At 38.7% G+C, this 22,588-nt stretch carries 18 protein-coding genes; 12 read left to right on the plus strand and 6 right to left on the minus strand.

Annotation, left to right across the window (positions count from 1 at the left end; translation table 11 throughout):
- Positions 1–91: 91 nt before the first annotated feature.
- Positions 92–2,311 carry a M1 family metallopeptidase gene (locus ACOMC3_RS11185; protein WP_420315972.1) on the plus strand — a complete coding sequence of 740 codons (2,220 nt, stop codon included), beginning with the start codon at positions 92–94 and terminating at the stop codon, positions 2,309–2,311.
- Between the two features lie 24 nt (positions 2,312–2,335).
- Entirely contained in the window at positions 2,336–2,692 is a 357-nt protein-coding gene (locus ACOMC3_RS11190; RefSeq protein WP_420315973.1) for a SiaC family regulatory phosphoprotein, read from the plus strand.
- Positions 2,693–2,763: 71 nt separating this feature from the next.
- On the opposite strand, the gene ACOMC3_RS11195 is transcribed toward ACOMC3_RS11190, so the two are convergent.
- Positions 2,764–4,875 carry a M1 family metallopeptidase gene (locus ACOMC3_RS11195; protein WP_420315974.1) on the minus strand — a complete coding sequence of 704 codons (2,112 nt, stop codon included), beginning with the start codon at positions 4,873–4,875 and terminating at the stop codon, positions 2,764–2,766.
- 941 nt (positions 4,876–5,816) lie between these two features.
- Between ACOMC3_RS11195 and ACOMC3_RS11200 the strand changes: the two genes are divergently transcribed.
- Both ACOMC3_RS11200 and ACOMC3_RS11205 read left to right on the plus strand, forming a co-directional pair.
- Positions 5,817–6,533 (plus strand): hypothetical protein, encoded by a 717-nt coding sequence (locus ACOMC3_RS11200; protein ID WP_420315975.1) that lies wholly within the window; start codon positions 5,817–5,819, stop codon positions 6,531–6,533.
- Complete coding sequence (locus ACOMC3_RS11205) at positions 6,500–7,219, plus strand: hypothetical protein (RefSeq protein WP_420315976.1); 720 nt, start codon at positions 6,500–6,502, stop codon at positions 7,217–7,219. Before ACOMC3_RS11200 ends, ACOMC3_RS11205 begins: the two co-directional genes overlap by 34 nt.
- 157 nt (positions 7,220–7,376) lie before the next feature.
- Here ACOMC3_RS11205 and ACOMC3_RS11210 read toward each other — a convergent pair whose 3' ends face one another.
- A complete protein-coding gene (locus tag ACOMC3_RS11210; protein WP_420315977.1) occupies positions 7,377–8,927 on the minus strand; it encodes a Fic family protein in 1,551 nt (516 codons plus the stop codon).
- Between the two features lie 583 nt (positions 8,928–9,510).
- Between ACOMC3_RS11210 and ACOMC3_RS11215 the strand changes: the two genes are divergently transcribed.
- Both ACOMC3_RS11215 and ACOMC3_RS11220 read left to right on the plus strand, forming a co-directional pair.
- The gene (locus tag ACOMC3_RS11215; RefSeq protein ID WP_420315978.1) at positions 9,511–10,848 is read left to right on the plus strand and encodes a M23 family metallopeptidase; all 1,338 of its coding nucleotides are present in this window, start codon (positions 9,511–9,513) and stop codon (positions 10,846–10,848) included.
- 16 nt (positions 10,849–10,864) lie between these two features.
- Positions 10,865–11,398, plus strand: coding sequence for a hypothetical protein (locus ACOMC3_RS11220; RefSeq protein WP_420315979.1), 534 nt, complete (start codon positions 10,865–10,867; stop codon positions 11,396–11,398).
- Between the two features lie 231 nt (positions 11,399–11,629).
- Here the strand turns inward: ACOMC3_RS11220 and ACOMC3_RS11225 are convergent, their stop codons facing one another.
- The 4 genes from ACOMC3_RS11225 to ACOMC3_RS11240 form a co-directional block, all read right to left on the minus strand.
- A complete protein-coding gene (locus ACOMC3_RS11225) occupies positions 11,630–12,355 on the minus strand; it encodes a hypothetical protein (protein ID WP_420315980.1) in 726 nt (241 codons plus the stop codon).
- Positions 12,356–12,603: 248 nt separating this feature from the next.
- On the minus strand, positions 12,604–13,005 hold the full coding sequence (locus ACOMC3_RS11230; protein WP_420315981.1) for a DUF1801 domain-containing protein: 402 nt from the start codon (positions 13,003–13,005) through the stop codon (positions 12,604–12,606).
- 74 nt (positions 13,006–13,079) lie between these two features.
- Positions 13,080–13,271 carry a helix-turn-helix transcriptional regulator gene (locus ACOMC3_RS11235; protein WP_420315982.1) on the minus strand — a complete coding sequence of 64 codons (192 nt, stop codon included), beginning with the start codon at positions 13,269–13,271 and terminating at the stop codon, positions 13,080–13,082.
- A complete protein-coding gene (locus tag ACOMC3_RS11240) occupies positions 13,255–13,680 on the minus strand; it encodes a hypothetical protein (RefSeq protein WP_420315983.1) in 426 nt (141 codons plus the stop codon). Before ACOMC3_RS11240 ends, ACOMC3_RS11235 begins: the two co-directional genes overlap by 17 nt.
- 262 nt (positions 13,681–13,942) lie before the next feature.
- Here ACOMC3_RS11240 and ACOMC3_RS11245 point away from each other — a divergent pair, with 262 nt between their 5' ends.
- The 6 genes from ACOMC3_RS11245 (at position 13,943) to ACOMC3_RS11270 (ending at position 22,513) form a co-directional block, all read left to right on the plus strand.
- On the plus strand, positions 13,943–14,527 hold the full coding sequence (locus tag ACOMC3_RS11245) for a Crp/Fnr family transcriptional regulator (RefSeq protein WP_420315984.1): 585 nt from the start codon (positions 13,943–13,945) through the stop codon (positions 14,525–14,527).
- A 100-nt stretch (positions 14,528–14,627) separates the two neighbouring features.
- Complete coding sequence (locus ACOMC3_RS11250) at positions 14,628–14,981, plus strand: SnoaL-like domain-containing protein (RefSeq protein ID WP_420315985.1); 354 nt, start codon at positions 14,628–14,630, stop codon at positions 14,979–14,981.
- Between the two features lie 10 nt (positions 14,982–14,991).
- Positions 14,992–15,447 (plus strand): DoxX family protein, encoded by a 456-nt coding sequence (locus ACOMC3_RS11255; RefSeq protein WP_420315986.1) that lies wholly within the window; start codon positions 14,992–14,994, stop codon positions 15,445–15,447.
- Positions 15,448–15,816: 369 nt separating this feature from the next.
- Entirely contained in the window at positions 15,817–17,841 is a 2,025-nt protein-coding gene (locus ACOMC3_RS11260) for a S9 family peptidase (protein WP_420315987.1), read from the plus strand.
- A 34-nt stretch (positions 17,842–17,875) separates the two neighbouring features.
- Positions 17,876–19,510, plus strand: a complete 1,635-nt coding sequence (locus tag ACOMC3_RS11265; RefSeq protein WP_420315988.1) for a hypothetical protein — start codon at positions 17,876–17,878, stop codon at positions 19,508–19,510.
- Positions 19,511–19,678: 168 nt separating this feature from the next.
- The gene (locus tag ACOMC3_RS11270; RefSeq protein WP_420315989.1) at positions 19,679–22,513 is read left to right on the plus strand and encodes a M16 family metallopeptidase; all 2,835 of its coding nucleotides are present in this window, start codon (positions 19,679–19,681) and stop codon (positions 22,511–22,513) included.
- Positions 22,514–22,588 lie beyond the last annotated feature (75 nt).

The raw sequence follows: 22,588 nt of genomic DNA on the forward strand, positions 1-22,588 counted from the left end.
ATTCCTAAAAAATGCTGACCACCCATGTAAACCACTTTTTCTTCACATAGCACATGCACTACCTTTATTTTCTTTAAAAATTTCAATCGTCATGAGAACCTTTATTGCATTAATCCTTTTGTCATTTTCTATTTCCTCCTTCGGTCAGGATGTGCCCGGATATTCAGGTAAATTCAATGCGATTGATCGCTTATTGGAGCCGCCCAGCCCCTATCGTACCGCTTCAGGTGCTCCGGGAGAAGACTACTGGCAGCAGCGAGCAGATTATAAAATCAAAGCTTCGATTGATGAGAATACCAATGAGCTAGTTGGTGAGGAAACCATCACGTACTACAACAACTCTCCACATAATCTGAAGTTCCTGTGGCTCAACATTGAGCAGAACGTAAACAGAAAAGGAAACGAAGATTTTGGTGACGTCTTAGGAGGCGTCCAGGACTCCATTTCCTCTCTTCAAATCCAATATTTACTTCGCCCCATTGATTTTCCGGCCGGAACGGACATCCAGTGGATCAAAGATGCCAGCGGCAAGCCATTGGATTACATAGTGAACAATACGCTGTTGCGAATCAATTTACCTGAGCCTTTAAAATCTGGTGAGAATGTCTCATTCTCCATCAAATGGAAAAACTACATCACCGATCGGGCCAAGTTTCTTCTTTCTCGGGAAGGTTACGAGTACTTCCCCGAAGACGATAACAAAGTGTTTCTGCTAGGTCATTGGTTTCCTCGCATGGCCGTTTACAACGACACAGAGGGTTGGCAAAACAAGCAATTCAGACGACTTGGAGAGTTTGCATTGGAATTTGGAGACTATGAAGTAGCACTCACCGTTCCTGCAGATCACATTGTAGCTGGAACCGGAACATTGGTAAATGAATCAGAGGTATTAACCAAAACGCAGAAAGAGAGACTTGATAAAGCCCGTAAATCATTCGAAGAGCAGCTTTTCATCATCACTCCTGATGAGGCCAAAGCCAACGAAAAAACCAAAAAAACCGAGACCAAAACCTGGAAGTTTAAGGCCGAAAATGTACGTGACGTTGCATTTGCCAGCTCACGAAAATTCATCTGGGATGCCATGGCTGTAAAGCTTCCAACAAATACTGTTTTGGCTATGTCCTTTTATCCCAAAGAAGGAACACCTGTTTGGACGGAGGAATCTACCAACGCTATAAAACAGGCTTTGGAAGTATACTCTGAAGCTACCTTCGATTACCCATACCCTACCGCTATTTCAGTTAACACCTCTAACATTGGGATGGAGTTTCCGATGATCTCATTCAATGGCGGCAGACCGATGAACGGACAGATCAGTGAGCAGGCCAGAAGAGGGATGACCAGCACGATCATTCATGAAGTGGGCCACAATTGGTTTCCTATGATTGTGAGCTCCGACGAGCGGAAGTGGATGTGGATGGATGAGGGTCTGAACACCTTTTTGCACCAACGAACATTAGCTGAACGCTATCCACAATGGAGCAGCACCCGACCAAAAGATATTGTGCCATTCATGATGGGAGATCAAAAAACTTTACGACCTATCATGACCAATTCAGATAATGATCTGCTTTTCCAGATGGGTGCCAATTTCTATCAGAAACCAACGGTCGGACTTCAAATGCTGAGAGAAACGATTGTAGGCAAGGAGTTATTTGATGAGGCATTTAAAGAATACGCCAACCGCTGGAAATACAAACATCCAAACCCATCGGATTTCTTTAGAACGCTGGAAGATGGAACAGCCACCGACCTGGATTGGTTTTTCAAAGGCTGGTTTTTCACCACCGAAACGGTAGATATCGATTTGGCAGAGGTGAAATGGTTCCAGCTAAAGGATGAAGTTGCCACCGTGGAAAACAAAGATCAAAAAGGCAATACCAAAAGAATATCAGGCTCAGGAAACGCAGAAGATGGCATGGGTTTCGGTGAAGGTCCTCAACCTTTTGCTATGGCCCACACACCAGATGGAGCATACGGACAGTTTTTAAGCAGAATTGACGAAAGTCAAATGAGAGAACAACTATCAGGAAAGCACATCTATGAATTAACCTTCAAAAACAAAGGGGGGTTGGTGATGCCGGTCATTATTGAATGGACCTATGCAGACGGTACCAAAGAGGTGCAGCAGCTGCCAGCTGAAATCTGGAGACTGAATGAAGCACAAGTGACTAAGACGTTTTTGAAAGAAAAAGAAGTTGTCAATATTGCCATCGACCCAAATCAACAAATTCCGGATGTTAATATGAACAATAATGTTTTCCCAAGAACTAAACAGTCTGATAAATTTGAAAACATGAAAGATGAGTAACTTTGTTACTTAAACCATCGCTATATGACAGAGAACGAAGATATAATACCAAACATTAGATTTAATCCCAGCACCGGATTAATACGAATTGAAGGGCGGTCAGCTATGCGAGACGTGCAGGATTTCTACCTTCCCTTCATCGAGCAAATCAAGAACACAACCGTACCGACGTTCATCGTTGAAATGAAACTGGAACATTTCGATACGGGCACCATGAAATGTTTGTATCAAATGATGCTTGAGCTAAAGGAGAAGCAAACAATGGGTGCAATGGTCATGGTCCGATGGTTCAGCGATGAAGGAGACGATGATCATAAAGAGATGGGAGAAGATTTAGAAAGCAAATGCGGGTTGAAATTCAATTACGTGGAGAATAAATAAGAAAGCCTTTAATAAAGAAAAGCCTCATCCGCCAACCGGCAGATGAGGCTTTTATTTCCAGCTAACTTGAATTACTCCTTAGTTCCCTGAACAGTCACTCCAAATTGCTTCAACTCCAATGACATGCTGGTCTTATCGCCACTGTCATCAAATTGGGCAATCACCTGCCCATCCATAGATTCCCAGGTTCCTTCTTTAGGCAACAGCACCATATTCATTCCTGCTGCTGGCACTCTCACTTTCACCAGACCATCCGCATCATCAATGTGGGCATTGATGTTGAAGTTTGCAATGGTGTATGTTCCGAAAATATATTCCGGTACTTCCACCCCTTTCATTCGTTCCTGAAGCGATGGATAAAAGTTATCCGTATCGTCCAGATCTGGTACAGAAGCATTTACCGAGATGGTCTCGATCTTCTTGTAATCAGGAATGGTAAATTCAATCTGCTTCTTCCCATACATGGCCTTTGCAGACATAGCCGTTTCATAGTCTGTACCATCGTTGTATTTGACTTCCACTTTCAGTGGGACCGGTCGATTACCATTATTGATTACGGTCAGTTTATCTTTCTTGATTTCTCCGATTTTCACATCCGGATAGCCAAACTCAAAAAACCATGGCTTCCAAAGCCAGCTAAGGTCCTGACCACTCACATCTTCCATCGTGTAGAAAAAGTCAAACGGGATCGGAGACTTCTTCGCCCAGCGACTGATGTATTCCTTATACGCTTTGATGAACATCTCATCTCCTAAGTGATGGTGTAGCATGGAGTAAATAAATGCCGGTAGTGGATAGGCTGAATAGCCGTAGTTCGTGCCATCCATAAATTGGGATGAAGCAAACAGTGGCAGGTCTTCATACTGCCCCTGCATCCCTCCTACGCTTCCTTTGTAGTTGGTGAATAGCGGTGAATCATCATCCTGAAAATAGCGATTGATCACGACTGAAGTGATGTAATCCGCCCATCCTTCATCCATCCAGGCAAAGCGACGCTCATTTACACGTACATACATCGGGAAGTACATGTGATACATTTCATGCACGGTTACACCCAAGCCCGGACCTCCATTGTAAGCCATCATTGGGAATTCCATTCCTCCGCCACCCAGTCCGATGAAGGTAGTGAAACGTGGATATGGATAAGGCATCCCCGGAATGTCTTCAGAGAAATGCTTCATCGTCTTTTGCTGATTGGGAGTCATCTCAGCAAAAGCCTGTGGGTTGCCGGTTGGGTATACCGAGCTGATGAGTACATCTTTTCCTTCTACTTTTTGGGAAGCTGCATTCCAATCGTAATGATCACTCATGGCAAATGCAAAATCAGGAACCTCGTCTGCTTTAAATTTCCATACTCCGGCTTTATGCGCAAATCCATCTTTGAGATCATCCCCATTGACGATATCCAGTGGTTCTGTAGCAGTCAGAGCTGTGTTGTAGCGCTCAAGAATATCCGCATTGAAAACCTCTGAAGGGTTTTGAAGTACACCTGTAGCCCAAATCGTGAACGACTCAGGAGCGGTAAACTCCACATTGAAGTTTGCCAGGTTGTTGTAAAACTCTGTACGGAACGTGTAATTCTGAGTATCCCATCCAAACACATCGTCATACACGGCAACTTGCGGATACCAATACGCCACAAAGAATGACGTGCTGTCCGCCACTCCCGTTCTGCGATTGGTGAAAGGAACCAGTGTCTCCCAGTTGATCGCTAATTCGATGCTCTCTCCACTTTTTACCGGCTCTTCAAGTCTAAGGAATAGATTGGTGCCATTTCGTGTGGCTGAGTTACCTTCCAGGTCTACAGAATCTCCTCTAACCTGCACCATGTTAAGCGTCACGCCATCATTCACATCTCGCTCGTCCACCCGCATGAGGCGTGGGTTTGCTTTACGGAACACGTCGTTGTAAAGTCTTACCACAATGGTGGAAAGGTCGTCCGGGCTATTGTTGTAATATTTAATGGTAGATGCACCGGTGATCACCCGTGTTTCCGGGTTGATGGAAGCTTTGATGTCATAATCTACGGTATTGTGCCAGTAGTTTGGGCCGGGCTTCCCGTCATACGATCGGGTGCCTTTGTCATACGCCTGCTTCATCTCTTTGGGTATGAAGAGCCTGGTCTCCTGCGCCATCAAAGACATACAGAGCATGAAGGTAAATAGTGAAAATACGTTTCTCATAGTGATTTGAACATTTTGAATTAAAGTGAAGCGTAAAGAAAACAAATTGTGACTGGAGCGAGGTTACCGCTGGTGGAAACAGTGATGCCATTCTTTCTATCAGTGATCACAATAAATATTCAATTTATGTTTTAAGATGCATGAGTCTAGCGTCAAACAGGTATATGAAGTATATTTAAGAGGTAAATAACGGGAATGCTACTGTTAGAAAGTTGTTATAATCAATTACCGCTTTGTAGGATCGTACTTCTGTCAGCTAACTGAATCCTACACTCCTTTCTTTCCAAATAACGACATCAGGAACTTTTGCAGAAAACGCATTGTTTTCAGCTTTGCGGTGAACTATCGACAGTGCTTCAACGAAGGCGTGCGCCTGGGAGCTCGCTCAAGCAGATTGCGCAGGGATGGTAGCAACTGTCAAGTTAACAGCATCTGCTGAAAACTCCCCTCTTCAACTCTAGATCTCGTTACGTCTCGGCGGGCTGCAAGAAAATACGGCGGACTGTGCGAAAGGGCCGTGTTGCTGGTGTGTAGTTGGGCAAGGCTGAGGGTGCACGACGGCCGTGGGTTCCATTTATTTTCCTTAAGGGTTTTTGCTTCGTTTTTGCCCTCAAAAATGAAGGCCATGCTGGCAAGCAGATCGACTAAAATATGGACGTAGAACTTGATCAATATAAACGTAGAACTTGACGTATAGAACAGATTATAACAGGCGCTATGCATGCAGATGTCGGGCTGCTATGAGCAACACTCCTGCTTTACATCCCGCTCAGTGTCCCTTCTGGTCACTGGTGCATCTGGATCATGTCTGCTTCTGGGGGTGTCTTTCTGGACGCAGTATTTCATAGATAGCGTTTGTGCGTGTGGGACACCTTCGCTACTTTTATCTCTCAAGAGCTAGTAACGGACATCCGCCTGCTAGCTAAACGTTAGAGCACATCATGCGAACCTTCACTTTCATCATCATTATCATAGTATTTTTTGGTTGTAGCGAACGAACAACTGATCAAGAAATAGCTGCCTTTGAGGAAGAACTTGGTCAAGAGGAAGCAACCGCATTATCCAAAATGGTGAATCATTTTGAAGGTGAACTCCTTGCCAAATATCCGAACAACTCTTTAGATGAGGCCTATGAACAACATCTTAACTTCATTGCCAACGACAGAGGTCTAGAACTTGGTGAATGGGTACCTGCTCAACTTATAAAGGATAGTATCTTTCGAAGTTACAGCCCTACATTATTAACTGAAATTTGGATTCAACCAGACACTGTTTGGATCAAAGATGATCGAATATTTAGATCATATCGAGGTGACATGAATCCATCTGGTCACAGAATTCATCAAGAGGCAAAAGACATTGACTCTTTGCTATATCATGAACGGAATACTGAGATACCTAACAATCGGGGAACATTTATGAAGGCCCTTGAACGCATATCTAAATCCAATAAGATCGCTAACTGGTACTATTGGATAAAGAGAGAAGCAGGCAGCATTCACCCCGCAGTAATTGCAGAAGCCTTGAATGACAAACAATTAGAATATTATGACTTTAACGAGAGGATCAGCTACGATGACTATATTGTAAAACGAATAATTCTAATTGAAACATACACTCAAACGTGTCAAACCTTCCAAATAGAGAAGAACAACTAATAATTGAATGCCTACATCATCAAGGTTTTGAAAAAATTCAATTTGAACCAGATGGGAATGTCCCTCCAGACTTATTGATCAATGATCAAATTGCAATTGAAGTTAGAAGGCTTAACCAAAACCAAATTACCGAAAATGGTCACAGAGGTCTCGAACAAGAAGATTATCGGATCAAAACAATTATAAACACTGCACTAATTGATGCCTCTGATACCAATTTCGAGAGTAGTGCCTTAGTCTCCTATTCATTTAAAAGACCAATTCCTGAGACCAAAGTGTTACGAAAAGAGATAAGAACTATTCTTGAAAAACATAAATCCTTTATCTCGGAATCCAGAACCTACCACATAGAAGATTTCTTTGAAATGAATATTAATCCATCAACCATAAAATTGGATAAGCAATTTGAGTTATTGGTTAGTAGCGATCGTGATTCGGGTGGATTTGTTGTAGGATTAATCTATCAAAATCTCAAACTAATAATTGAAGAAAAGGAAATTAAAACAAAGGAATTCAAATCAAACTATCCAACCTGGTGGCTAGCTGTTGTTGACACAATCGGTTATGGTTTAAATGATTTGGATGTCAAACAATTTCACGAACTACCAAAATTAGCTTACCAATTTGATCGGATTTTACTCGTATCTCCATTGGACAAAACCCAATTCACATATTTATATGAATAATACGTGCTCTAACAGGCCTTTAGATTCACCCCATTGAATTATTTCAAGATTAGGATATAGCTTAACGTCCTTATCTTTAAGATATTAAATTTTGCTTCTTGGAATAAGAAGAGGAAGGGAAGCTAAAGGTTCGGCAATATTTCAGAAATACCAAAGATTATTTTACTGTGGCTACTGGCTTACCACTCAATCCTGCTTTTACGAGGTAAGAAATGTATTCGGCGAAGGGTAGTATATCTTGTCCCACACTAGCAGACTCTAAGGCTTTCATATATTGATCTCTTTGTTCGACTGGAATCACTGTCCATGGATAGCCCCCAGAAATTAGCATCGAATTCATCAGGAATCTTGCTATTCTTCCATTTCCATCCATATATGGATGAATATAAACAAATACAAAATGTCCTAAAACAGCTCTAACTCCCGGATGCTCTTCCTGTTGAAGTAGTACAAATAATTCAGGCATTGTGTCACGAACCGCATCCCGATTAACTGGAGTATGCATTGATTGTGAGATATAAACTTGTGCGTTTCTATACCCTGCCAAATCTGACGGTTTAAGTAAGCCTACAGCGACACTTGGAGCGAACAATTGACGATACCATGCTCCATGGCCCTGATCTGTAACTTTGCCTGGATTTTCGTTTTTTAATATTCTTTCGAGACTTTTTTTGACCTCATTGAATGCCAACCAGTAACCTCTTGCAGCCATGGCATCCTTTTGTTTTTTGTCCTCTTCATTATCTTCGGTATTCCATTCACCACTTCGAACTTTTTCAATTAGATCGGGGGTAACCTTGTATCGTTCAATTGACAGAGAATGATAAGCGTCTGTTACGTAAATTTCATCTACTTCTTCTAAATATTTTTTGGTATCCTTTGGAATGCCTGGTGGCTCTGGGAAAACTGAGATTACCACACTACGCATTTCATGCCACATTAATTTAATTCGATTTACATATGGTGACGTTTCCCTCGATTCTAATGAAACTGGACTTTTAGAGTCGAAGGGATCAATCTCTCTAACATCATAATCTGCACTCTTCATTGTTTTGATAATTTCATTTGCTATTTTATCACGTCCAATATTTCTAAATGCTCCGGATAATCTTCCTGCAATTTTAGAATGACCTCCATCCAATAAAATACCTAATACTTCTGACGCATCTTTAATTCTTAGTAGCGCCGTTCTCATTTCTATAGCTTGATTTCTGAAAACAGAAGGCGAACTATATATTATTGATGATGGTAAATTCATACCCTTTATACCGTTTATCTCTTCTAATTCAGCTTGGTTTGGTAGTGAAGATTTCATTACAAATATTGAAGTGCCGAAGAGTAACTTGGTAGGTAAGTTATTACCCTTTGTGGATCTTATTATTAACTGTTTTGGTACTGTTGTATTAGCTGCATGAAATGCCAATGATTGCTCGGCAGATACACAATAATCTTCACTATATCTATCCTTTAAATATCTAGCACAGAACTCCCAAAAGGATGAGAACCATAAGGTACTGTCTCCAATAGCTTCATCATGAGGTACAGATATGTACCATCCTCTGACAACTTCTTTAATGAATCCATTTTTTAACAGCCTCTCTCTATGAACTCTTGTTAAATCACTTGCCTTTATAGCAACAATATTAGAATCTTGTAACTTTTTAAGTTCTATTAGTGATTCTGCTATCTTTTCATTTGGTGTTGCCATTGAACCGTTCTTTACTTGACATCAACATTATTAACTTCCTTCTATTGATGTATTATTTCTATTATTTAAAGTTGTGCAATTATTATTAATTACTGTTGTTTTATTTCTATTATTTAAAGTTGTGTAATTATTATTAATTAATGTTACTGCATTTACAATTAGTAAAAGACTGCCTTCTATTATATCACTAACAAAAGTTATTGTCATCTTATTTTGCTATGGCATTAATATCCTATTCATCAAATACCAACTACAAATACAACTATTAACATTGCCTAACAAACCTTTAGGTTCACATCAATAAACTATTCCACGATCATAGAATAGCTTACAACTCTTAAATTATTGTTTAACCTCAATGGATAACTGATAGGGCCTCATTATTCAAATTGGGAAATTGCAAACACAACTAAATTAGAAAAATCCTAGTAAACCCTAAATTGAATATGCGAACTGAGATATTTGAAAGAATAATTCAAAGGAAAGTCAAAGTACTTTTAGCAACAGAGGCACAAACTCATTTTATTTGGACGTTAAGCACAATTATTTATATTTGGGAAAGTTCTGCTTAACGTATCCTAAAATGAAACACCAACTTAATTACCTACTTATACCGCTTTGTATCGTAATATGTATTTCATGTTCAGAATATGAAAATCTTCAGGTCGACCAACCTGCCACCAGTATAACCAAAGTTTTCGATTTTGTAACCGCATCTGAAGATCCGCAATTGGCCAATCTGATTGACCAAATCAAAAATCAATCTAATTCAAGGGCATCAAACTTTACATGGATTGATAGTGTGCTAAGAGTTCAAACCGACTCAACTCTCAATTATACATTTTCATCAAGTATTGCTAACGGATTTGAAAATCAAATTTTCATGGTTCGAGGCGAGAGAATTTATACTTTCATTATGCAGTACTTTCCAACTTCTGAATGGCTTATGAGCCATGATATTGCCAATTTCTCTTTTGATGAGTATTCAGGTGAAGTAAAGTTACTAAACCAGCATTACAAACTTTTTCAGAGTGTCACCTTTGATAATGGCGATAGGCTTGATAGTTATCAATCCGCAAGGACAACTGACTGTGGAAACTATCTTACGATTGAATGGGATGATGAAATAGAGGAATGGATAGTATTAGTTGTGGTAGTGGCATGCCCAGATGGTGGTGGCCCAGTTGATTCACCAATCGAACCATTTCCCTATACAAACCCCGATCCAAGTGAAGGTGATGAAAATGATGGAAGTGGTGGAAACTCTGGAGGTAGTGGTGTAGTTGGTCGAGACGTTTGTAATCCGAATACTGAAATATGTTCTAACGGTTGTCCTCCTGGATACGAAGTTGACTCCAATGGTCTTTGCAAACCTGAAAATGCCCCATGCGAAGGAGATCCCGTTCCTAATCCTGAGATAGCTTCACAAGCAAATTCTGGTGTTGAAGGAGGCATGCACGGTTGTACAAGGTATGGAACAACATGTGATGAAAACAATCGAACCAAATGGCATGATGGCATAGATATTGAGAATGAATATGGTAATCCTGTTTATGCTATGTATGATGGATTCATTTACAACACATTATACCAATCAAGTGGATACGGATATTGGACACAAATTCAATCAACCGTGGATGGTAAAACAATAATAACCCAATATGCACACCTTCAAAAAAATGGAAGAATTACTTCAGGGGAAGTAGAAGCTGGTGATGTAATTGGCTATCAAGGTGATTCAGGGAATTTAAGTGCAGCAATAGCCAATGGATCAACAGTATCTCACGTTCATATTGGAGTTCTTGAACATGATGGTTCTAATTCTTGGAATTATAATACCAACTTTGAAGAAGTTGATCCTCGAGATTGGCTTTCAACAACTATTGATGATGAGGGTACTTCAGAAACAGATTGTAATTAATTAGATTGAAAAAATCATGAAAAAAATATCAATAATCATTTTATGTTTAGTTATAACGACAACAATTAATGCTCAAATTAAACCGCTTTCAACAATTAATGAGCTGACGGCAAATCAGTTTGAAAATATTAAACTAAATGGTGTAACACTAAAATCGATTTGGGATACTAGTGGAAATGAGGATGCTATCAAGAATCTTTTTGGCGAACCAACTTACATAAATAAGCAAAGCGAATTCGCTGATGGCGTAATTAGTCGAGAATTCTATTTTGATGGAATTGAAATGGGTTTTTATAACAGTTTTTCGTCAATGGGAAATTTAGGAGGTTTTAAGATTACTTCTTCAACACCATCAATAACCATCAATGGGATTACAATAAAAATAGGTGATAATATAAGCAAACTAGGCAATGTAGTAATTACAAATATGACCACTGGTGGAAAGAGTATTGTTTATTCACCTGATTATGATGAAACAACATTTTTGGCTATTGAATTTGATGAATCCAGTGGGACAATTCAAGAGATAATATATTATGTTCTAACTTAGGAGTAACGTATTTAACAAACAGAAATTAATATGCATCTACGCCCTTTGACAGGACAATGCAAACAAGAAACTTTGGTACTTCTAGAATCTGGGGCACAAACCCAGTAGTTAGGCATTATGCGCAAATAGCAAAAAAATGACAAAATGAAGGTAAGAAGCTGAACCTGAAACACTCATTTTCTTAACCGATCTACTGCTAACAGCAAGTAATTTTTAATCACCACTTCGATCCTAACCAGAGATAATTATTATTCCATGCTCTAATCTTATAGATTTTATTTCTGTTGCCTTATTCCCACGGCTATCTTCAATTTGAACTTTGACTTTTGTAGTCTCATTTTGAGGAAAGCCACTAGTTGTTATAATAAAGCTAGATTCATTCTCATAAGCCCTCTCATAATCCCACGATCCATTCCCATTCTTATCTAATTTCAAAAATAAATCCTTGCCTCCAAAAGCATTTGTAGAGTTTGATAAATCGAAGGTGAATGGTGTAAGATTAGTACCAGTACCAGAATCGGGGCTAATCTTAAAGTCAATTACGGGCGTCTCATTTTCAAAAATAAACGTGTGTGAAGTAGAATCGTTCAGACCAAATTCATTGGTCACGAATAGTATTAAATCTATTCTCTTATCTTCATCAACTTCAGAATTTTCAAACTTAATACTGAAACTACTGCGGTTGGTATACTCTTCAAGTTCACACATCCCACAATGCTTATTGTTTGTAAACCAATTTAATCTAAGATCGGACTCAGAAGTATTTTCATCATATAAAAAACTAGTAATGGTAAATGAAGTGTTCAACCCATAATAGCCTTGGTAGGGATCGACCTCAAATATGGCGTTTGGAGGAGTTTTGATAAGTTCTTCCGTGCTATTCCCATCATCATTGCATGAATTGAGGAATCCAATTGATATTAGAATTATTAAAGAAAATAAGATTCTAAATTTCATCTCAAAAGAAGCTTAACATAATTATTAGCAAATTAATGAAAATCTTCGCGCGAAATTTCCTGGTGTTGCCTGCCATCGAGGCAATGAGGTTTGTCAATATTACGTATTGGGTAATGATGTGGTGACAACACATAAACGAGAAAAGAAATCCAAAGTTAAGTCAGAAATAAAACTTAACTCCTCCTGTCTAAGCGTCTTACAGACTATTTAATTTGAATAATTAAGAAGGAGGGGATCACCTCACAATCTTATCCTTTTTTAAGTTTAAACTTCTTGAATGAACATTCAACGATTTCTTCTAAAACCTCTGGGTTAACATCTGAAATTTTATTTATGTAAAGGCATATTTTACCCGTTCTGTGCTTACCTAATTTATCAAGAAGTTGTTGTTGTTTTTCGAAATTGTTCAATACATAGAGGACAAGATGTTGCTTTCTCGGTGAGAATGCCATTAATGGTAGTTTAGACTTACGTCCAGTTTCATATTCCTGTATATAATATCCAAAACCAATAATTGAAGGGCCCCATCTCTCTGGTTCCAAATTTGTTATCCGACGCATCATATCAATGACAAAAAAACCATCTTTTTGTCTAGTATCATTTTGAATCGATTTAATGAATTCAGTTACACTATCGTTTGACTGTTTCATCGTGTTACTATTTTTTTGATATTACATCCCAAATAATTTATTCAGTATTGTTAGTAAGATCAGTTATCTTCAAATTAATCTAAAATAAACACCTCTTCAATCCTCATATTGAATACCTTGGCAATATCACTCGCCAGCTTAAGAGAAGGGTTGTATTTCCCTTTCTCAAGAAAAACAATGGTTTCCCTACGTACACCAACTTTTTGCGCAAGGTCAATTTGCGTCAAATTGTTTCGCGCACGTAGTTCCTTAATCCTTGTGATCATTTATTCCAACTTTTGAAAGATACAAACGGATAAAAAGGAAAATCAAAAACATGCCGACCATGCCGATTGCTATGACAAGTTTGGCTTTGTTTACCGAATCGACAGAGAAGTAGTCAAGTGCAAACAGACCAAAAAGCCACATGTAAATCGAAATTTTAAACGTGGCTGCAGCTGCTTTTTCAGCTATTTTATGCGAAAGTTCATCTTCTGGATTAAGACCTGCTTTTGCATCTTTGAGCGCTTGAATACCAGAATTAATTACAAATCCGACTACAATCAGCATCGCCGCGATTATGCTATAAGCAATTTCATTAAAGGGTCGTGATGTATTAAAAATCCAAAAACCCATTAATGCAAGAATAAAAGCCGCCACTGAAAACTTTACGATAGCTATTTTTTTTGCATTCATGATTATGTTATATATTTCTAACACATAGTTAGGTATTTCTAACATATTAAACAAATGGCTTTGGGGATTTGTATTGTAAGATTGTGCTGAATATTGAAAACAATTCCTGTTGAAATAAAAACATTGTACTACAACGTCTATCGTTGATCTCTGATTTTTCTATTCCGAAAATCCTAGCTGCTGAACTACGGCTTCTTCCTATTGTCTATCTTAGTACTAATCGCAACAAAACCATACACAGAAACGTTGGGCTCAAGCGAACATGGAAATAGCATCACTTCTGAAGTATATTAGTAAGTACATTGATTTATCCAAGCAAGAAGTTTCAATTTTATCTGAACATGTAAAAATCCGAGATTATCTGAAGGGACAATTCATTGTTCAACAGGGAGACGTCTGCAAATATGAATCATATGTTATCTCAGGTTGTGCTAAAACTTTTCATATTGATCGAGAAGGTAATGAACACGTTGTAATGTTTGCCATTGAACATTGGTGGACAGCCGATTTAGGGAGTTTTATTACGCAACAATCCGCTGACTATAATGTCCAATGTTTGGAAAAAACTAAAGTAGCTCAGTTTTCGCCTGAAAGTCTGGAACAATTGTATGTTCAAATCCCAAAACTTGAGCGCTTTTTCCGTATTATAATTCAAAACGCCTTTGTTGCGTCTCAAAAAAGAATTGTTAGGAACTTAAGCCTTACAGCCAAAGAAAGGTATCTCATTTTTCGAGAGCAGTACCCGGACATTGAACAACGTGTTCCTCAGTATTTAATCGCATCTTACCTAGGAATAACGAAACAGTTTTTGAGTAAGATAAGAGCCGAACTCACCATTGGAAACTAGATTTTGTTAATCAAGATTAACCTCCTTTTTACTTCTAGTTGAATTTTTTTGACAAAAGCAGTTCAGAGCTTTGTGTTATGAATTATTAAATAAAAAGCTAATGTCAAAATTATTAGAAAAAATCGCTGATTTGAACGATTTAGTTCTTCAAGGTAGGGCAATGGAAGCCTTTGAAAAATATTATGCCAGTGACGTCAGAATGCAGGAAAATGAATCGCAACCCACAATTGGCAAAGAGGCCAATAGAAAAAGGGAAGAAGAATTTTTAAGCAACGTTACAGAATTCAGAAGCGCACGACCACTAAAAGTCACAATTGGAGAAAACACCACTATGGTAGAGTGGCAGTACGATTACACCCATAGAGAATGGGGAATTCGAAACTACAGCCAAGTATCCGTTCAAGAATGGAAAAACGGTCAAATCATTAAGGAAAAATTTTACTACAACCTCTAGAAATCATATTATGAAAAATAAAATATTCAATACATCAGAATCTTTAGCACCACTCGCTATAAGATGTATACTTGGTTTAGTAGTTTTTCCACACGGAGCACAAAAATTACTTGGTTGGTTTGGCGGATATGGATTTTCAGGAACAATGGGGTTCTTTACAGACACGATGGGATTACCTTGGCTCGTAGGGTTTCTTGTCATCATCCTAGAATCAATTGGCGCACTAACCCTACTATCAGGATTTGCAACACGGATAGTAGCTGTATTTTATTTAATTCTAGCTTTAGGGATAGTGTTTACTTCTCATATTCAACATGGTTTTTTCATGAACTGGTTTGGTAACCAACAAGGTGAAGGCTATGAATATTTCATACTTTGGATTGGTATGGCTGTAAGTCTTATAATAACTGGATCAGGTAAATATTCAATTGATGGAAAATTTATATCAAAACATGCCAGTGCATAACATGATATACATGTAATAACCGATTTTGGTGTTATTGGAAGGTTGAATCAATTCTGTAGCTTAATAGCGGTTTGAAGGTATATACTTTTAAACCGCTACTGCTTTATACAGATAGTAATCCTTTATTTCCATTTGTCACATTCATCTCTATTCGAATAAATTAATGCCTTAGTATTGTTGAGTATAACATATTGATTTTTCTCATTTATTTATACCTATATATTCAACAAACAGACCAGGTTTTTGAACCAATTCCATTGTCCTCCTCTCCTCCTCTTGCATAATTAAACCTGATTCAGTTTGAATTGAAAGCTTCCAAAGCAAATTGATTAACTTTAGTAGGACCTTTTAACTAAACCATCCCTCACCATGAAGCGAATCATTATTGTTTTACTGACACTTACCGTTGTTCAGCTCTCTGCACAAGAGAAAACCAGACTCAGCCTGGATCATTATCAGGATTACGAATGGACCTCCAACCCTACCCTTTCACCGGATGGAAAACAGATCTTATACTCCAGAACATGGATCAACCTGGTGGATGACAAACGAGAAACGGACCTATGGATCATGAATAGCGATGGTTCCATGAATCGATTCTTTCTCAACGGATCGAATGGAAAATGGTCACCGGATGGCACTAAAATAGCTTTTACCAAGAAAGGCGAACCAGACGGAACCCAGATCTTCGTCAAGTACTTTGGCGTAGAGGGCGAACCCACTCAAATAACCAAATTAGAAAAATCTCCATCCAGCATGGAGTGGTCACCGGACAGCAAGTACATCGCTTTCATCATGCATGTTGATTCTGATCCGGCCCTAAAACCTCAGGGTCTTCCTTCGCCTCCTAAAGGAGCTAAATGGACAGAAGCACCAAAAGTCATTGATCAGGTCGATTATACGCAGGATCGCGTTGGATTCCTGGATCGTGGTTTTCGACAGCTTTTTATTGTCCCCGCCGATGGAGGTACCGCCAGACAGATCACTTTCGGAGAACTGGAAGATGTCTCCGGAGGAGTTGCATGGACGATGGATAGTAAATCCATCATTTTTAGTAGCTACCAGAAACCGGATGCGGCTTATGCCCGAGGGCACTCAAATCTCTATTCAGTTGATATAAACACGCTCAAGGTTAACGAAATAACAACCCGGGACGGTGCAGAATACTCACCTAAAGTATCTCCAGACGGATCAAAAATTGCTTTTGTGGGATCGACCTGGACTGAGAATTTCTATCATGACCGGAAAATGTACATCATGAATACCGATGGTTCAGGTCTTAATTGCATCACCACGAGCCTGGATCAAACACCGGGTTCTGCGACATGGGCACCCAATAGTTCAGGCGTTTATTTCAACGTTCGTGAGTACGGACAAAGCAATGTCTACTTTGCTGATACAAAAGGTAAAGTGAAGAAAATTACATCTGGCAATCACATGCTTTCCATGAATGACCTTGCAGGAGGTAAGGCAGTAGCCACCAGGAGCAATCCGTCCAATCCTAGTGACATTGTCAGTTTCCCGATGGATAAACCGGGTGACATCAAACAGCTAACAGAAGTAAATAGTGACATTTTCTACAACGTAGAATTTGGACAAGTAGAGGAAATCAAATACCAATCAGTGGATGGTAAAGAGGTGCAAGGATGGATTGTAAAACCTCCACAATTTGATCCCAACAAGAAATATCCGTTGGTTCTACGAATCCACGGTGGGCCTCATGGCATGTATAATGTTGGATTCAACTACAACTTTCAGTTACATGCATCCCAGGATCAGGTGGTGCTATATACCAATCCAAGAGGATCTACCGGTTATGGCTATGAATTTGCCAATGCCATTCAAAACGCCTATCCGGGAAATGACTATGATGATATCATGGCAGGAGTGGATGAAGTGATCGCCAAAGGGTACATTGATGAAAACAGAATGTACGTGTATGGTGGAAGCGGTGGAGGAGTGCTTACCAGCTGGATTGTGGGACAAACAGATCGTTTTGCAGCTGCTTCTGTGAATTATCCGGTAACGAATTGGTTTTCATTTGTTGGCACAACAGACGGAGCAGGTTGGTACTACAATTTTGAAAAATACCCTTGGGAAGATCCAAGTGAGCACATCAAAAGATCTCCATTGATGTACGTAGGTAATGTAAAAACACCCACCATGCTGATGTGCGGGGAAGATGACTTAAGAACCCCGATTTCACAGACTGAAGAATACTACCAGGCTCTGAAAATGAATAAGGTTCCAACCGTTATGATCCGTTTCAACGATGAGTTTCACGGAACGGGTAGCAAACCTTCCAATTTCCTTCGAACACATGCGTACCTCAACGCCTGGTTTGACAAACATGCGGTGAAAAAAGATCTTTCACAGGTCATTGAGACGAAATGAAATAGACAATCTTTGGACTTAAGTATAATCAGTGATGAAGTGTTTAATTACATTCATATTTCTTCTGATACATCAGATTGCTTTTACTCAATCAACGACTGAAATCTACCTGTCTGACATTCTTGAACAGGCGATTTTAAGTAATGATCATAATGTATCTATCCATGTTGCAAATGCATCAATTGATAACCTCAAAGACATCCAAGATCCATGGGGTTCATCAAGCAAAGAATCAATAGGTGAATATCTAAAATCTAACTTCCAGAAATTACCTTCTGACACATCTGGTTATTTGATCATTGACAAGAAGCTCAATATCCATATTGATAAATTAGAGACTTTTTTGCTTTCAGATCTTCATTTCACTAATGTGACAATCGAAATAGATGAGGTGAAAAATTTATTCATTAAAAATTGTCATTTTGATACGCTTACGATCCAATTGAATAATCTCACTAAACATGGATTTATTAATGAAAACTACATTTCTCAATCTCAAATTGAATCACACTCCATTCAAGAAAAAGCTCCATTTTGGTTCCACTCTAATGTGATAGATTATTCAGAATTAAGGTTGAATAATGCTAGAACAGTTGAAATTTTAGGTAATAGCTTTAAAATCCATCCAATGAAGATTGATGCTGGAGATTCAGCATTTTACAAGATAAACAATAAGCTAATTGACTATAATGACAATCGTCATCCAATGTGGTTGGAATTGGTGGAGGTTGAGGAAGTGATAATTTGGATGAATAAAAATATAGATCTCAGGGATCAATATGAATTTGAAGCCTTAACGATTACCGGATCAGTAAACAACCTCAAAATACTTGAAAACATACTGCATATACCTCTTCAATTCATAGATCTTACAATAAAAGACCGACTAGAGATCATCAAGAATGAATTTAAAACTGACAAGGCATTTGGCTTGTATCGTGTACTTCTTCCCGAACTTTTGATTGATATAGATTGGGATCAGTTTGATAAAAAATTATACATTTTAACAGATGCTTCTTCGAAGGAAACAGATCATGGTTTCTGGGAATTTGGTGTTTTGCCTTACTTTGGTGAATCGCTTATTGAGATGGAGTACAACGATAGACGCAGAACTCTTTTAAGTACCTACAGCAAGTTTTATATTCACTTCAAAAATTCCGGAGATGTAGGAGCTTTCAACGCCATCTACAAGGACATACAGGATCTAAATACCTTATACTATGAGTATCTAGCCAAACAAAATTCGAGTGTACAGGACATATTTAGGTGGAGGTTGAATCAATTGATTCGTTTTTATACGGACTATGGGACAAATCCTGTCAAAGCAGTTGTAATCTCTATATATCTAATTCTAGCATTTGCAATTTTCTATTTCTTCTTTCCCTCTGAGTGGGATAAAGAATCAAAAGCAAAAACAATCGAGCATTTAACACTAGCCATAAAAAAGAATAGCGTTCCTTTCTTTCCAGCACTATTCAGAGCTATTTATTTCCTTTTTTTGAGCCTGGTGAATGCAATTACTTTAAGCTTAAATTCATTTGTGACATTAGGTTTCGGAACAATACCTACTAAAGGATTGGCAAAATATATCTGTATCATCCAAGGTTTTATTGGTTGGTTTTTACTGAGTTTATTTTTGGTAGCACTCTTAAACCAAACAAATTTTTAAACGAACACTTAGCTTGTCAAAGCTAAATTCACTTATAACTCATGAATGTTGTACGCATTAGTAAAATTCATCGTTTGGTATAAACTCAAAACTAACCATTCAATTATTTGGAATATTTCTTGCTTCACCTTCTTTTTGAAAACGAAAACTTAATCACAATAATTAGTTATGAATTGTAATCACTTAAGGAAGCTCACCAGCTTCATGCTATGTTTTATTATTGGCTTTGTAGCTATATCACAGGAAAAAGACATTGCTGGCGATATAGATAAGCCGCTCAATAGTCCCATCCCCTCCGACCCTAGCGTCAGAATCGGCAGATTGGACAATGGGCTCACGTACTACCTTAAAAAGAACAATAAACCTGAAGATAAGGTGGAGTTCAGACTGGTAGTAAATGCAGGCTCTATTTTAGAGTCTGAAGATCAGCAGGGGCTTGCTCACTTTGTGGAGCACATGGCCTTTAACGGAAGCAAAAACTTTAAGAAAAATGAACTTGTCAACTACCTGCAGTCAATTGGAGTTGAATTTGGTGCCGACTTAAATGCATATACCAGCTTCGATGAGACTGTTTACATGCTCCCAATCCCTACAGGAGATCCTGAAGTAATGGATACCGGATTGAAAGTACTGGAAGACTGGGCCAGTGGTCTGGATTTTTCGGAAGAGGAAATTGATAAAGAACGAGGTGTTGTAATCGAGGAATGGCGCCTTGGACAGGGTGCTAGCCAAAGAATGCGAGATAAATGGTTTCCTGTAATGTTCAAAGATTCGCGATATGCTGAGCGTCTTCCAATCGGAAAGAAAGAGATCATAGAAAATGCGAGCTACGAGACAATCAGAAAATTTTATAACGACTGGTACAGACCTAACCTGATGGCAGTGATTGCTGTCGGAGATATTGAGCTTGATGAAATGGAAAGTGAAATCAAAGAGCGATTTGGCAAGCTGGAAAATCCTGAAACTCCAAGGGAGCGAACACTTTATGACGTACCTAGCCATCAGGAAACCTATGTAGCAATAGAGCAGGACAAGGAAGCACCTTTTACTCAGGTACAATTGGTGTATAAGCAAGATGATACTTCGTCTGAAAAAACACTTGAGGATTACAGAAGAGAACTTACCTACGATCTATTCAATAGCATGCTGAATCAGCGTTTGAATGAACTTCGACAGTCTGCTGAACCTCCCTTCGTGTTTGCAAGCACAGGATATGGACGTATGGTTCGCACAAAGAAGACCTACTCTTCATTTTCAATGGTAGGAGAAGACGGCATCATGAACGGTCTGAAAGCACTAGTAGAGGAAAATGAGCGTGTAAGACGTCATGGGTTTACCAAAGGTGAACTGGAAAGGGCGAAGTTAAGAACACTCAATAACCTGGAGCAGCAAATGAAAGAAGATGATAAAACAGAAAGTAGAAGACTTGCTTCTAAATATGTTTCATCGTTCTTGAATGGTTCCCCTGTGGTTTCTTCATCATTCTCGTATGAGTTTGCTAAAAAACAGTTTGAAACCATCACTGTAGATGAAATCAACAAATATGCTCCCCAATGGATCAAAGAAAACGATCGTGTAGTCGTGATCACTGGTCCAGAAAGAGAGAATAAGGATGTTACAAAAGACAATGTACTTGCACTACTTGCAGAAATGGAAAGTAAAACCATTGAAGCATATGAAGATGAGGTTGGTGGCTCTGAACTGATGACCGCAATACCTAAAAAAGGTGCCATTGCCAATGCCTCAAAGTTAGAAGTAGTTGACGCTACTGAATTGACATTATCCAACGGGATGAAAGTAGTTCTGAAGTCAACTGACTATAAAAACGATGAAATCCTAATGTCAGCTTACAGTCACGGTGGACATTCACTTTATGAAGATGCATTGTATGAAAGTGCCTCCTATTCAGGGAATATCGTTGGTGAAAGTGGTGTTGCTGATTTCTCAAAAACAGACCTTGACAAACTATTTTCAGGAAAGACTGTACGTGTCAGTCCATTTGTAGGAACGTACAACGAGGGCTTTAATGGAAATGCTGCTCCAAAAGATTTGGAAACGTTGATGCAGATGGTACACCTTTATTTCACTGCACCAAGAAAAGATCCTCAGAGTTTTGAATCATATAAGATGAGAAACACGATGTTGTATCAAAATTTAATGTCAAATCCACAGTTCTACTTTCAGAACGAGTCAATCAAAATATTAAGTCAAAACCATCCACGAGTTGGTTTCCCAACAGCTGAGGAGTTGGCTAATATTGATTTGGATAAGGCTTATGAGATTTATGCAGATCGCTTTTCTGACCCATCCAATTTCACTTTCTTCTTTGTGGGTAATTTCAGCGAAGATGAAATCAAACCTCTTTTAGAAACATATCTGGCCAGTATTCCTTCAAAGGATCGAGATGAAAATTGGAAAGATTTGGGTATCAGACCACCAAAAGGAAAACTGGAAAAGGTCATCAATAAAGGAACCGATCCTAAAAGCCAGGTTGCAATCAACTATAAAGGTGAAACGCCATACAGTGAGGAAGAAGACTATGTACTTGGTAGCTTAGGTGAAATAATGACCAACAGGTTAATTGATCTTATTCGAGAAGAGAAAAGTGGTGTATACGGTGTTGGAGCTCGAGGCTATATCAGCGAGCGTCCATACGAGAATTACACGTTTAGTATTTCATTCCCTTGTGGACCTGAGAATGTAGAAGAACTGAAAAGCGCAGTGTACGGTGAAATCAGCAAAATCCAAGAGGAAGGAATTACTGAAGAAGATTTAAATGAAATCAAAGAAGCACAGCGAATCGATCGTAAGGAAAGTTTGAAAGAAAATAGATACTGGCTGAACAGTCTATCTAGCTATTATTCAAATGATCGAGACATTTCTAAATTCTTTAACTACGAAGAAATGATTGAGAATTTGACTGCTGAAGACGTTCAAAAAGCGGCTCAGAAATATTTACTGGAAGACAATCTGATTGAAATTGTTTTGATGCCAGAAGAATAGATCAGAACCAAACTTGAAAAAAGCCTCCTTAAAGTAATTTGAGGAGGTTTTTTATTTTAATGAAGTTTGATGGTT

The sequence above is a fragment of the Ekhidna sp. genome (assembly GCF_965212185.1).
Taxonomy (GTDB): Bacteria; Bacteroidota; Bacteroidia; order Cytophagales; family Cyclobacteriaceae; genus Ekhidna.